We start from the raw sequence: 12,364 nt of genomic DNA on the forward strand, positions 1-12,364 counted from the left end.
AGAAGCGCCAACAGACTTTGGGGGCAACTTTGCGGCCAAGGGCAGCGAGCTGTGGAAAACCGCCGAATAGCGCGAAATATCGAGGTTTCAGTGCTGCCGGCAGGGCAAAACCCCGGAACTGACTGTTTTTTGATCAACCCTATGGAAGCCGCTGTTTATAAGGCTCTCAACGGACAGCGAACATCTTATCCACAAAGAGGCCAACAGACTTTGGGGGCAACTTGGCAGCGGCGGAGGATCGAGGGAGCTCCTTATCCACAGAAAAAACCTTCGGAAAAACCTCGACTTAGCTTGATCGTTTTTCGTACAACGCGCTGTAGCGCTTGATTGGCGAGGCTTGCAGAGAGGGACGAACATCTTATCCACAGAGGCGCGCACAGGGATTGTGGGTAACCGTGGATACAGGAGGGAAATCAGTGGCTGGCAAGCCGCGCCCCTGTAGGAGCGAAGCTTGCTCGCGATAACAATAGTGCGACAGGCCAGACCCTAGCGGACCACGCCTTCTTCGATCAGCAGCTTGAGGATGGCCTCGGCCCCGGCTTCGGCGCTGACACCCTTGAGCACCTGGCCGCCACCGCCGCTGGCCTTGGCGGTCGCGGCTTTCATGCGGTCGGCGCCGCTCTTGGCCTTGATCACTTTCAGGCGCTTGGGCCGCGGTTTGGCCGGTTGCAGGGTGGCGCTGGTGAATAACTCATCGTCGAGCACTTCCACCTGCCGCGCCTGCAGCAGCCCACGCCGGGCCGGGCCGTAGGCGCTCTGCCGCGGCTTGGGCGCGGCGTTATCCACAGTGGCGAGGAACGGCAGGCGCACCTTCAGCCGACGGCGCTGGCCGCGCGGCAGGGCTTGCAGCACCAGGGCCACGCCGCCGTCGATGGATTCCACCTGGGCCAGGCCCACCACCAGCGGCCAACCGAGGTTTTCCGCCAGCAGGAACGGCAGCATGCCCGAGCCTTCGCCGGTTTCCGCCTGGCTGCCGGTGAGCACCACTTGCGCCCCGGCATCGCGCAGATAATCGGTCAGCGCCGGCAGCGCATCGGCACCGGCCGACTGCTCCAGCACGTGCATCTGTTCCAGGCCCATGCCCAGGTACGCGCGCAGGGCCGGCTCGGCAATATCGCCGGCGTGCAGCACCTGCAGCCTGTCCCCGGCCAGTTGCAGCCCCAGCTCGACCGCCCGCGCATCCTGCTCGGCGCGCCGGGGCCGGCCGGAAGTCGGGTGGGCGCCGATGGACACCAGGCTGATCACATTGGTACTCATAAGCTCTGTCCTTCCCTTAAGCCGCATCGCGCTTGGCGCCGTTGCGGTAGGCCTCTACCGCCGCGATCAAGGCTTGAAGCAGCTCGGCGCTTTCGCCAATCACCGACAGGTCGGCGCGTTTGATCATGTCGCAGCCCGGATCGAGGTTGATCGCCACCACCTTGTCGCAGGCACCGATGCCCTGCAGGTGCTGGATCGCCCCGGAAATCCCCACCGCCACGTACACCCGGGCTGTGACCCAAGTGCCCGAGGCGCCGACCTGACGGTCGCGGGCCATGAAGCCATCGTCCACCGCCACCCGCGACGCGCCTTCGGTGGCGCCCAGGGCCGCGGCGGTTTTGTGGAACAGCTCCCAGTCCTTGACCCCGTTGCCGCCGGAGAAAATGAATTCGGCCTCGGCCATGGGAATCGCCGCCGGGTCCACCGCCACCGCGCCCAGGTCCTCGATTCGCGCCAGGCTGCGCGCCACCGTTGTGGATAACTCCACCGGCAGGGCTTCGTGGCGGGTTTCACTGACCGGTTCCGCGCATTCGGCGGCGGCCAGGATCAGCCGCGCCAACGGTCGCGCCAGGTCCTGCAAGCCGGCACCGGCGCGGCCGATGCATTGCTCGTCCTTGACCTGCCAGACCCGCGTGGCCGGGCGTTCGCCCAGGGCCGCGGCAAAACGCCGGCCCAGTTCGCCGCCACCGGTGCGGCTGTCGGGCAGCAACCAGTGGCGTGGGCTGAACTGGTTATCCACAGCCCGCAGGCCCTGGACTCGCTGTTCCGGTGCATAACCGCTGAATTCGTTGCCTTCGAGCACCAGCAGGCGGTCGACGCCGGCCGTGGCGAAGGCGTTTTCCTTGTGCTCGCCGAACACCACCGCCAGCACCGCGCCGTCCTTGCCGGCCAGCTGATGGGCCAGGCCCAGCAGGTCGCGGTCGTGGCTGCTCAGGCGGCCGCCGACCATGTCCGGCACCACGCTGATGTAGAACGCCGGCTGCGCCACCTGATGCAGCGGCAGCTGGACTTCGACCGCGGCGCTGCGCTTGACCGCCCCGCCCTGCTGGGCGCCGCTGCGGTCGATGCGCTTGATACCGTTGGGGCCGATGAAACCGATCCCGTGGGGGGTCTTGCGGAGGATGCCGTTGGGCCCCATCCAGCTGTGCTGCGCCGGCTGCATGGCCGCGTGCAGCGGGTGCAGGCGGTTACGGGCGATCCATTCGGCCCGTGGGTCGCGGCGGATAATGTCGCTCATCAGTGGGCCTCCGCAGGTTCACGTTTGGCCGGGGTCACCGGCTTGCCAGGCGCGGCGTCTTCGAGCAAGGCGTCGGCCACCAGTTCGGCGATGTCCTTGATCAGTGGTCGTGGTTCGACCACGCCTTCGAGCATCGCGGTGCATTGTGGACAACCCACGGCCACCAGCTCGGCGCCGGTTTCGCGGATGTCGTCCATGCGCATGTCGGGGATCCGCTGCTTGCCCGGGATGTCGGTGATCGGCGCGCCGCCACCGCCGCCGCAGCAGCGCGAGCGGAAACCGGAGCGTTGCATTTCCTTGACCTCGATCCCCAGGGCGCGCAGGACCTCGCGCGGCGCCTCGTACTCGCCGTTGTAGCGGCCCAGGTAGCACGGGTCGTGATAGGTCACGCTGTTGCCTTTGTGCTGGCCCAGATTCAAGGCGCCGCCGGCAATCAGCTCGGCCATGTAGGTGCTGTGGTGCTGCACCACGTACTCGCCGCCGAGGGCGCCGTATTCGTTTTTCAGCACATGGAAACTGTGGGGGTCGCAGGTGACGATGCGCTTGAAGCTGTACTTGGCCAGGGTCTGGATATTGCGCTTGGCCAGTAGCTGGAAGGTCGCCTCGTCGCCCAGGCGCCGGGCCACGTCGCCGCTGTCGCGCTCTTCCAGGCCCAGCACCGCGAAGTCGACCTTGGCCGCTTTCAGCACTTTGACGAAGGCGCGCAGGGTGCGCTGGTTGCGCATGTCAAAGGCACCGTCGCCGACCCAGAACAGCACGTCGGTGGTTTTCTTCTCGCCGAGCAGCGCCAGGTTGAGGTCCGCCGCCCAGTTCATCCGCCCGCCCGGGGCGAAACCGCCCGGGTTGTCGGTGGCGATCAGGTTTTCCAGGACTTCGGCGCCCTTGTTCGGGGTGGCGCCCTTTTCCAGGGTCAGGTGACGGCGCATGTCGACGATGGCATCGACGTGCTCGATCATCATCGGGCATTCCTCGACACAAGCGCGGCAGGTGGTGCAGGACCACAGGGTCTCGGCGTCCACCAGGCCGTTGACGATCGGCTGGTGCGGATTGCCGCTGTGTTCGCCAATGGCTTTGCCGGGATACGGGCTGCCAGCGAACTTGGCATCGGTACCGCCAGCCAGGCCGACGACCATGTCCTGGATCAGCTTTTTCGGGTTCAGCGGCTGGCCGGCGGCAAAGGCCGGGCACGCGGCTTCGCATTTACCGCACTGCACGCAGGCGTCGAAGCCAAGCAACTGGTTCCAGGTGAAATCCTTGGGTTTTTCCACGCCCAGCGGCGCGTTCGGGTCTTCCAGGTCCAGCGGCTTGAGGCCGGTGGAGCGGCCGCCACCGAAGCGTTCGGCACGGCGGTGCCAGGCCAGGTGCAGGGCACCAGCGAAGGCGTGCTTCATCGGGCCGCCCCAGGTCATGCCAAAGAACAGCTCGGACACGCCCCACAACACACCGATACCGAGGATCGCGGCCAGTACCCAGCCACCGAAGTTTTCCGGGAGGATCCCGGCCACCGGCAGGGTCACCAGGAAGAACGACGCCGAGAACGCCAGCAGGCTTTTCGGCAGGCGCATCCACGGGCCTTTCGACAGGCGCGCCGGCGGGTTGCGACGGCGCAGGTAAACGAAGATCGCGCCGACGAACATCACCGCCGACATCAGCAGCAAGGCGTAGCCGAGGATGCGGTTATGCAGGCCGAAACCGTGCACCAGGATCGCCAGCACGATGGACGCCACGGCGCCACCGGCCGTGGCCACGTGGGTGTTGGCGATGTATTTGTCCCGCGCCACCACATGGTGCAGGTCGACCATGTAGCGCTTGGGCATGGCCAGCAGGCCGCCGATCAGGTCGACCTTGGACGCACGGCCCCGGCGCCACATGGCCACCCGCCGCAACGCGCCCAGGACAGCCAGGCCGATGGCTGCGAACAGCAGGATGGGAAGAAGGGTGTTCAACATGGTGGAGCTCCCAAAGACCAGCTCGGTCGTTGTAGCCGCTGCCGCAGGCTGCGATGAAGTCCGCAGGACTTCCCTGCGAACTCAAGAGCACGACTGCTTCGCAGTCGATCGCAGCCTTCGGCAGCGGCTACAGGTATGGCTTAGAAATCCTTGCAGATCCGCAGGGCGTCATAGATGGCCGCGTGGGTGTTGCGCTGCGCCACGCAGTCGCCGATGCGGAACAGCAGATAACCGTCGCCCGCCTGGCTCAACGAAGGCTGCGGCTTGATCGCGAACAGCGCTTCGACGTCGACCTGGCCCTTGTTGCGCGAGCCTTCCTTGAGCGCGTAATAGATCGCTTCGTCGGGCCGCACGCCGTTCTCCACCACCACCTGGTCGACCACCCGCTCCTCCTTGGCGCCGGTGTATTCGTTCTCCAGCACCGCCACCAGCTTGTCGCCTTCGCGGTAGACCTTTTCCAGCATCATGTCGCCGGTCATGATCACTTCCTTGGGGTACATGCTGCGGTAGTAGGTCGGGAACGACGTACCGCCGATGGCCACGCCCGGCTTGATGTCATCGGTGACGATCTCGACCTGGCTGCCCTTGTCGGCGAGGAAGTCGGCCACCGACATGCCGGTGAACTCGCAGATGGTGTCGTAGACCAGCACGTTCTTGCCCGGCGCGACCTTGCCGTCGAGCACGTCCCAGCTGCTGACCACCAGCCCTTCGGCGGCGCCCCAGTGCTCGTTCTGCTCAAGGAACGGATGCCCGCCGACGGCCAGCACCACGATGTCCGGACGCAGGTCGAGGATGGTCTCGGCATCGGCCGCGGTGCCCAGACGCAGGTCGACCTTCAGCCGTGCCAGCTCCAACTGGTACCAGCGGGTGATACCGGCGATCTGGTCGCGCTGCGGCGCTTTCGACGCAGTGGTGATCTGCCCGCCGATGGCCTCTTTCTTCTCGAACAGGGTCACGTCGTGGCCACGTTCGGCCGCCACCCGCGCCGATTCCATGCCGGCCGGGCCGGCACCGACCACCACCACCTTGCGTTTCGGCCCGGTGGACTTCTCGATGATGTGCGGCACGCCCATGTATTCACGGGAGGTCGCGGCGTTCTGGATGCACAGCACATCCAGGCCCTGGTACTGGCGGTCGATGCAGTAGTTGGCGCCCACGCACTGCTTGATCTGGTCGACCTGGCCCATCTTGATCTTGGCGATCAGGTGCGGGTCGGCGATGTGCGCCCGGGTCATGCCGACCATGTCGACGTAACCACCCTCGAGGATGCGGGTGGCCTGGTTCGGATCCTTGATGTTCTGCGCGTGCAGTACCGGAACCTTGACCACTTCCTTGATCCCGGCAGCCAGGTGCAGGAACGGCTCCGGTGGATAACTCATGTTCGGAATCACGTTGGCCAGGGTGTTGTGGGTATCGCAACCCGAACCCACGACGCCGATGAAATCGAGCATGCCGGTGTCGTCGTAATACTTGGCGATCTGCTTCATGTCCTCGTGGGACAGGCCGTCCGGGTGGAACTCGTCACCGCAGATACGCATGCCCACGCAGAAATCGTCGCCGACTTCGGCGCGCACTGCCTTGAGCACTTCCAGGCCGAACTTCATCCGGCCTTCGAAGCTGCCGCCCCATTCGTCGGTCCGCTTGTTGACCCGCGGGCTCCAGAACTGGTCGATCATGTGCTGGTGCACGGCGGACAGCTCGACGCCGTCCAGGCCGCCGGCCTTGGCCCGGCGCGCGGCCTGGGCGTAGTTGCCGATCACCCGCCAGATCTCTTCCACCTCGATGGTCTTGCAGGTGGCGCGGTGCACCGGTTCGCGGATGCCCGACGGCGACATCAGGGTCGGCCAATTGAAACCGTCCCAGCGCGAGCGGCGGCCCATGTGGGTAATCTGGATCATGATCTTGGCGCCGTGCTTGTGCATGGCGTCGGCCAGGTTCTGGAAGTGCGGAATGATGCGGTCGGTGGACAGGTTCACCGAGCTCCACCATTCCTGCGGGCTGTCGATGGCCACCACGGACGAACCGCCACAGATCGCCAGGCCGATACCGCCCTTGGCTTTCTCTTCGTAATACTTCACGTAGCGGTCGGTGGTCATGCCGCCATCGGTGGCGTAGACCTCGGCGTGCGCGGTGCTGAGCACCCGGTTGCGGATGGTCAGTTTGCCGATCTGGATCGGCTGGAACATCGCTTCGAAAGCCATTTTTCTTAACTCCGCTTACAACGGCTTGACGGTGAACAGGCCATCATCGTGGCCTTCTTCGGAACCGCCGTAGACCTGTTCGGCGACGGTGCGGATCTTGCTACCGCGGGCGGCCAGAATCTGGTCCATGGCGCCGGCGAACCAGCCGGTGAACATGTAGTCGACCTTGCGTCCGACCTTGCCGTACACATAGACGAAGGCCGAGTGTTCGAGCTTGACGCTGGCGGTGCCCTTGTCGAGGTCGATGTCCTGGATCTTGAACAGGCCCCAGCCGCGCTGCGACAGGCGCTTCATGTAGTGCTCGAACACCGCGACGCCTTCCAGGCCGTGGCATTCGGCTTCTTTTTCACACCAGTGCCAGGCGGACTTGTAGCCGGCCTTGTAGAGGATCTCGGCGTAGGCGTCGGCGCCCAGTACTTCCTCGATGCCCATGTGGTTGTTGACGAAGAAGTGACGCGGCACGTACAGCATCGGCAGGGCGTCGGAGGTCCAGACACCGGTTTCGCTGTCGACTTCGATAGGCAGTTGCGGGGCGATCTTGGCCATGTTTCAAAACTCCGGAATTCTTTTGGATTGGTGCATCCGTAGCCGCTGCCGAAGGCTGCGATAAGGCTCGAAGAGCCTTCCGAGGGCCGCAGGAGCGCGTCTCCTTCGGAGCCGATCGCAGCCTCCGGCAGCGACTACAGGTGTGTGCTGTGGAGGGTTGGCGTTATTCGCCCCAGACGTCCTTGAGGACGTTGACCCAGTTCTCGCCCATGATCTTGCGCACCACACGCTCGGAGTGACCGCGCTTGAGCAGGGTCTCGGTGAGATTGGGGAACTCGCCCACGGTGCGGATGCCCAGCGGGTTGATGATCTTGCCGAAGTTGGTCAGGCGACGGGCGTAGCCCTTGTCGTGGGTCAGGTATTCGAAGAAGTCCTGGCCATGGCCCTGGGTGAAGTCGGTGCCGATGCCGATGGCGTCTTCGCCGACGATGTTCATGGTGTATTCGATGGCCTCGGCGTAGTCGTCGATGGTCGAATCGATGCCCTTGGCCAGGAACGGCGCAAACATGGTCACGCCGACGAAACCGCCGTGGTCGGCGATGAACTTCAGCTCTTCATCGGACTTGTTGCGCGGGTGTTCCTTGAGGCCCGACGGCAGGCAGTGGGAGTAGCAGACCGGCTTTTTCGATTCGAGGATGACTTCCTCGGAGGTCTTGGAGCCGACATGGGACAGGTCGCACATGACACCGACGCGGTTCATCTCGGCGACGATCTCGCGACCGAAGCCCGACAGGCCGCCATCGCGCTCGTAGCAGCCGGTGCCCACCAGGTTCTGGGTGTTGTAGCACATCTGCACGATACCCACGCCCAGCTGCTTGAACACCTCGACGTAGCCGATCTGGTCCTCGTAGGCGTGGGCATTCTGGAAGCCGAACAGGATGCCGGTCTTGCCCAGTTCCTTGGCCTTGCGGATGTCGGCGGTGGTGCGCACCGGCATCACCAGGTCGCTGTTCTCGCGGATCAGCTTCTGGCTGGAGGCGATGTTGTTGACCGTGGCCTGGAAGCCCTCCCACACCGACACGGTGCAGTTGGCCGCGGTCAGGCCGCCTTTACGCATGTCTTCGAACAGCTCACGGTTCCACTTGGCAATGATCAGCCCGTCGATAACGATGCTGTCGGCGTGCAATTCGGCTGGGCTCATCAGGCAGTCCCCTTATTGGCAATTCATGCGCCGAATCGTCTGCCGGCGCTTTGGGGTCAGCATATGCCTCGGTGCCCGGGCAGCCGGGTGCAAAAACGACAGGGGAATTGCCGAAAGCGTCAATCCGCGACAAAGGGTCTGCCGGGCGTCCCTTGCCCCATCTGTTCTTTGTCATGCGCATGGGCCAGAATCCGCCGCATCACTGGATTAGAGGGGGCTGCGACGCAATGAAATCGATCTTCCTGGCTTTGGCACTGCTGGCGACGGGCGCACAGGCGGCTGAAGAAGCCGACAACTCCCCGTGCGACAGCGTCGAACAGGATCAACAGACTCTGGAATGCGCCACCTTCAACAAAACCACCGCCGAGCAACTGCTGAGCGACAACCTGCAGGGCCTGCTCGAACGCCTGGGCACGCAATACGGCAGCGACAAGGCGCAGCTGGCCGACATCACCGCCAAGGTGCAGAACGCCCAGCAGCTGTGGCAGAAACAGCGCGACGCCGACTGCGCCGTCGATACCTTCCCCGCCAAACCCGGCAGCAAGGCCTACGCCGTTGCCCAGGCCGACTGCCTGGCGCGCATGAGCGATGAACGGTCGGAATTTCTTGAGTCGATCGGGCAGGAGTAACGAGTCGGCCGCAAGTTTTTCTACAACAGGAATACCGCAATCGCGGGCAAGGACTGGGCGTCCCCCCTGCTCCTACAGAAGCATGAGCAATACCCGGACAAGGTTCTCGCCTTGGCCCGCGAGCGAATATAAGCAAAGATTGATTAATCTTATAAAAGGCTTATATTCGTTCATGAACAGCATCCTGTGGACCCGTAAGGCCGTCAAACAACTGCTGCGATTGCACAGCGCCCATCAGGTACAGATCCGTGACGCGGTGACCTTGCTCGGCGACATGCCCGACACCGGCAACGTCAAGGCGCTCAGCGGCCACGCCTATGCCTACCGCCTGCGAGTAGGCAGCTATCGAATCCTGTTCGACTGGGATGGCGCTATCAGAGTGGTCAGTATTCAAGAGGTCAAGAAACGTGACGAACGCACCTACTGACATCCAGATCATCAACGGCACGGACGGCAAGCCGGCGTTCGTGGTGATCCCTTATGCGGACTATGTGGCGCAACGCCAAGAGCCGGACCTGATCCCCCATGACGTGGTCAGTCGCATCGTTGACGGCGCCACGCCGATCCGCGCCTGGCGCGAGCACCTGCACCTGACCCAGGACGAGGTCGCCAGGCGCCTGGGCATTTCCCAGCCGGCCTTCGCCCAGCAGGAAAGCGTCGCCAAGCCCCGCCGCGCCACCCGCGAGAAGATCGCCGCGGCCTTTGGCATTCGCGCCGACCAGCTGGAACTGTAAGCTGCACGCCATTCATCGAGAAAAGGTTTTCCCATGAGCATCTGCGGCATCGAAATCAAAGGCAGCGAAGCCATCTTCGCCCTGGCCACCCTGCAAGACGGCACGGCGCAACACCTGGCCAACACCTGCAAGAAAATCGCCCTGGACGACGATGACGAAGCCGCCAACGTCAAAGCCTTCGCGGCCCAGGTGGCCGCCTTCGTCCGCGACAACGGCATCAGCCGCATCGCCATCAAGAAGCGCAGCAAAAAAGGCGAATTCGCCGGCGGCCCGACCACCTTCAAGATCGAAGGCGTGTTCCAGCTGCTGGACAACTGCGAGGTGACCCTGCTGTCGCCGCAGACCATCAACGCGCAGAACAAGAAGCACAACGTCGACCTGCCGGCGACGCTGAACAAGTATCAGCATGAGGCGTACAAGACCGCCTGTGCGGCGTTGCTGAAAAAGTAATCCTGTCTCTCTTGCTCGCGACGCAGGCAACGCGCTGGGTCAGGCAGACCGCCATCGCGGGCAAGCCTCGCTCCTACAGAATCGGGCAGCTCAGACCTTCAGGCTTTGGCGCCGGTCTTCCCGCGGGCACTGGGCAAACCGGGCGCGATAGCTGCGGGTGAAATACGAGGGTGATTCGAAGCCGCAGGCGATGCTGACTTCCAGCACGCTCATGTCGGTCTGGCGCAGCAGTTGCCGGGCCTTTTCCAGGCGCAGCCCCAGGTAGAAGTTGCTCGGGGTGTCGTTCAGGTGCAGGCGGAACAGGCGTTCGAGCTGGCGCCGGGTGACCTTGATCGACTCGGCCAGTTGCAGGGTGCTCAGGGGCGGCTCGCTGTGCTGTTCCATCTCGCCGATCACCTGCACCAGCTTCTTGTTGCGGATGCCGTAGCGGGTGGCGACTTCCATGCGCTGGTGGTCCTTGCGCGGGCGGATGCGCCCGAGCACGAACTGTTCGCTGACCTGGATCGCCAGCTCCGGGCCGTGGGCCTGGCCGATCAGGTCGAGCATCATGTCGATGGACGCGGTGCCGCCGGCCGAGGTGATGCGCCGCCGGTCGATCTCGAACAGCTCCTGGGTCACGCTGAGCTGCGGATAGGACTCCTTGAACGCCTCGATCGCTTCCCAGTGCAGGGTCACGCGGTGGCCTTCAAGCAGCCCGGCCTGCGCCAGGACCACGCTGCCGGTGTCGATGCCGCCCAGGGTCACGCCCTCCACATCCAGGCGGCGCAACCAGTGCACCAGCGCCGGGGTGACGAACTTCAACGGTTCGAAGCCGGCCACCACCAGCAGGGTCGCGCCCTTCTTCAACGGCTCCAGCGCCGCGTCGGCGTTGACCGACATGCCGTTGCTCGCCAATACCGCGCCGCCATCGGCGCTCAGCACATGCCAGCGATACAGCTCGCCGCGAAAGCGATTGGCCACGCGCAGCGGTTCGATGGCCGAGATGAACCCGATGGCCGAGAAGCCCGGCATCAGCAAGAAATAGAAATCCTGGGACATGGAACGCACTCGGATGACGGGCAGCGTGGCCACTGTGATACGCCGTTTCCACGCCGGGTTCAAGACGAAGGTCGCTGCAGTGCAAGAGCCGGTCGCCGCTGTGCGTTTTCAGCGCCCGCCGGCTGCGTAACGTGGCATCACCGGCGCACATAGACGCCGGAACCGACAATAACGACCTGCCGAGGAAACCTTCATGAAACGACTGATCAGCAGTTGCGTCCTTGCACTCAGCGGTACCGTCTTTCTCAGCTCCGGCGCCATGGCCGCCGACGCCGCCAGCTGCCAGAACGTGCGCCTCGGCGTGGTCAACTGGACCGACGTGATCGCCACCAGCGCCATGGCCCAGGTGCTGCTCGACGGCCTCGGCTACAAGACCAAGCAGACCAGCGCCTCGCAGCAGATCATTTTCGCCGGCATCCGCGACCAGCGCCTGGACCTGTTCCTCGGCTACTGGAACCCGCTGATGACCCAGACCATCACCCCCTTCGTCGACGCCAAGCAGGTCAAGGTGCTGGCCGAGCCCAGCCTCAAGGACGCCCGCGCGACCCTCGCCGTGCCCACCTACCTGGCGGACAAGGGCCTGAAGACCTTCGCCGACATCGCCAAATTCGAGAAGGAACTGGGCGGCAAGATCTACGGCATCGAACCCGGCTCGGGCGCCAATACCCAGATCAAGGCGATGATCACCAAGAACCAGTTCGGCCTGGGCAAATTCCAGCTGGTCGAATCCAGCGAGGCCGGCATGCTCGCGGCGGTGGATCGCGCCGTGCGACGCAAGGAAGCCGTGGTGTTCTTCGGCTGGGCGCCGCACCCGATGAACGTCAATGTGCAGATGACCTACCTCACCGGCAGCGACGACGCCCTGGGCCCGAACGAAGGCATGGCCACGGTGTGGACCGTCACCGCGCCGACCTACGCCGAGCAGTGCCCGAATGTCAGCCGGCTGCTGAGCAACCTGACCTTCAGCGCCGAGGACGAGAGCCGCATGATGCAACCGCTGCTCGACCACAAGGACGCCCTGGAATCGGCCAGGCAATGGCTGGCCGAGCATCCGCAGGACAAGGCGCGCTGGCTCGAAGGGGTCACCACCTTCGACGGCAAGCCGGCCGCCGACAACCTGAAACTGACCAGCCAATAACCACCCCGAACTCCCTCTGCGCAGCGCCAAACGCCTGCGCAGCG

The 12,364-nt window shown here is 64.3% G+C and carries 12 protein-coding genes; 5 read left to right on the top strand and 7 right to left on the bottom strand.

Features of this window, described 5'->3' with window-relative positions; all coding sequences use genetic code 11:
* Window positions 1-486 precede the first annotated feature (486 nt).
* The 6 genes from etfB to AC3RCP_RS29555 form a co-directional block, all read right to left on the bottom strand.
* Window positions 487-1,257 carry an electron transfer flavoprotein subunit beta gene (etfB, locus tag AC3RCP_RS29530; protein WP_007926363.1) on the bottom strand — a complete coding sequence of 257 codons (771 nt, stop codon included), beginning with the start codon at window positions 1,255-1,257 and terminating at the stop codon, window positions 487-489.
* 16 nt (window positions 1,258-1,273) lie between these two features.
* The gene (gene etfA, locus AC3RCP_RS29535) at window positions 1,274-2,494 is read right to left on the bottom strand and encodes an electron transfer flavoprotein subunit alpha (protein ID WP_492570644.1); all 1,221 of its coding nucleotides are present in this window, start codon (window positions 2,492-2,494) and stop codon (window positions 1,274-1,276) included.
* Window positions 2,494-4,443 carry a dimethylglycine demethylation protein DgcB gene (gene dgcB, locus AC3RCP_RS29540; RefSeq protein ID WP_101339321.1) on the bottom strand — a complete coding sequence of 650 codons (1,950 nt, stop codon included), beginning with the start codon at window positions 4,441-4,443 and terminating at the stop codon, window positions 2,494-2,496. Before dgcB ends, etfA begins: the two co-directional genes overlap by 1 nt.
* Window positions 4,444-4,583: 140 nt before the next feature.
* Entirely contained in the window at window positions 4,584-6,644 is a 2,061-nt protein-coding gene (gene dgcA, locus AC3RCP_RS29545; protein ID WP_009045952.1) for a dimethylglycine demethylation protein DgcA, read from the bottom strand.
* A gap of 15 nt (window positions 6,645-6,659) precedes the next feature.
* Window positions 6,660-7,190 carry a DUF5943 domain-containing protein gene (locus tag AC3RCP_RS29550; RefSeq protein ID WP_007926354.1) on the bottom strand — a complete coding sequence of 177 codons (531 nt, stop codon included), beginning with the start codon at window positions 7,188-7,190 and terminating at the stop codon, window positions 6,660-6,662.
* 163 nt (window positions 7,191-7,353) lie between these two features.
* A complete protein-coding gene (locus AC3RCP_RS29555; RefSeq protein ID WP_007926352.1) occupies window positions 7,354-8,331 on the bottom strand; it encodes a dipeptidase in 978 nt (325 codons plus the stop codon).
* Between the two features lie 227 nt (window positions 8,332-8,558).
* Here AC3RCP_RS29555 and AC3RCP_RS29560 point away from each other — a divergent pair, with 227 nt between their 5' ends.
* The 4 genes from AC3RCP_RS29560 (at window position 8,559) to AC3RCP_RS29575 (ending at window position 10,144) form a co-directional block, all read left to right on the top strand.
* Window positions 8,559-8,960 carry a lysozyme inhibitor LprI family protein gene (locus AC3RCP_RS29560; RefSeq protein ID WP_101339322.1) on the top strand — a complete coding sequence of 134 codons (402 nt, stop codon included), beginning with the start codon at window positions 8,559-8,561 and terminating at the stop codon, window positions 8,958-8,960.
* A 172-nt stretch (window positions 8,961-9,132) separates the two neighbouring features.
* Complete coding sequence (locus tag AC3RCP_RS29565) at window positions 9,133-9,387, top strand: type II toxin-antitoxin system RelE family toxin (protein ID WP_053262929.1); 255 nt, start codon at window positions 9,133-9,135, stop codon at window positions 9,385-9,387.
* Window positions 9,326-9,694, top strand: a complete 369-nt coding sequence (locus AC3RCP_RS29570) for a helix-turn-helix domain-containing protein (RefSeq protein WP_087089476.1) — start codon at window positions 9,326-9,328, stop codon at window positions 9,692-9,694. Before AC3RCP_RS29565 ends, AC3RCP_RS29570 begins: the two co-directional genes overlap by 62 nt.
* A 33-nt stretch (window positions 9,695-9,727) precedes the next feature.
* Window positions 9,728-10,144 carry a DUF3010 family protein gene (locus tag AC3RCP_RS29575; protein WP_492570643.1) on the top strand — a complete coding sequence of 139 codons (417 nt, stop codon included), beginning with the start codon at window positions 9,728-9,730 and terminating at the stop codon, window positions 10,142-10,144.
* Window positions 10,145-10,234: 90 nt separating this feature from the next.
* Here the strand turns inward: AC3RCP_RS29575 and AC3RCP_RS29580 are convergent, their stop codons facing one another.
* On the bottom strand, window positions 10,235-11,182 hold the full coding sequence (locus AC3RCP_RS29580; RefSeq protein ID WP_492570642.1) for a GlxA family transcriptional regulator: 948 nt from the start codon (window positions 11,180-11,182) through the stop codon (window positions 10,235-10,237).
* 193 nt (window positions 11,183-11,375) lie between these two features.
* Between AC3RCP_RS29580 and AC3RCP_RS29585 the strand changes: the two genes are divergently transcribed.
* Window positions 11,376-12,320, top strand: a complete 945-nt coding sequence (locus tag AC3RCP_RS29585; RefSeq protein ID WP_101339326.1) for a choline ABC transporter substrate-binding protein — start codon at window positions 11,376-11,378, stop codon at window positions 12,318-12,320.
* Window positions 12,321-12,364: the final 44 nt, after the last annotated feature.

The sequence above is a fragment of the Pseudomonas sp. GW822-FHT05A08 genome (assembly GCF_058800485.1).

Coding starts and splice junctions, on each gene's coding strand:
- AC3RCP_RS29580 (WP_492570642.1), bottom strand. CDS start 11,182: ATGTCCCAGGATTTCTATTTCTTGCTGATGCCGGGCTTCTCGGCCATC.
- etfB (WP_007926363.1), bottom strand. CDS start 1,257: ATGAGTACCAATGTGATCAGCCTGGTGTCCATCGGCGCCCACCCGACT.
- AC3RCP_RS29585 (WP_101339326.1), top strand. CDS start 11,376: ATGAAACGACTGATCAGCAGTTGCGTCCTTGCACTCAGCGGTACCGTC.
- dgcA (WP_009045952.1), bottom strand. CDS start 6,644: ATGGCTTTCGAAGCGATGTTCCAGCCGATCCAGATCGGCAAACTGACC.
- AC3RCP_RS29550 (WP_007926354.1), bottom strand. CDS start 7,190: ATGGCCAAGATCGCCCCGCAACTGCCTATCGAAGTCGACAGCGAAACC.
- AC3RCP_RS29560 (WP_101339322.1), top strand. CDS start 8,559: ATGAAATCGATCTTCCTGGCTTTGGCACTGCTGGCGACGGGCGCACAG.
- dgcB (WP_101339321.1), bottom strand. CDS start 4,443: ATGTTGAACACCCTTCTTCCCATCCTGCTGTTCGCAGCCATCGGCCTG.
- etfA (WP_492570644.1), bottom strand. CDS start 2,494: ATGAGCGACATTATCCGCCGCGACCCACGGGCCGAATGGATCGCCCGT.
- AC3RCP_RS29575 (WP_492570643.1), top strand. CDS start 9,728: ATGAGCATCTGCGGCATCGAAATCAAAGGCAGCGAAGCCATCTTCGCC.
- AC3RCP_RS29565 (WP_053262929.1), top strand. CDS start 9,133: ATGAACAGCATCCTGTGGACCCGTAAGGCCGTCAAACAACTGCTGCGA.
- AC3RCP_RS29570 (WP_087089476.1), top strand. CDS start 9,326: ATGGCGCTATCAGAGTGGTCAGTATTCAAGAGGTCAAGAAACGTGACG.
- AC3RCP_RS29555 (WP_007926352.1), bottom strand. CDS start 8,331: ATGAGCCCAGCCGAATTGCACGCCGACAGCATCGTTATCGACGGGCTG.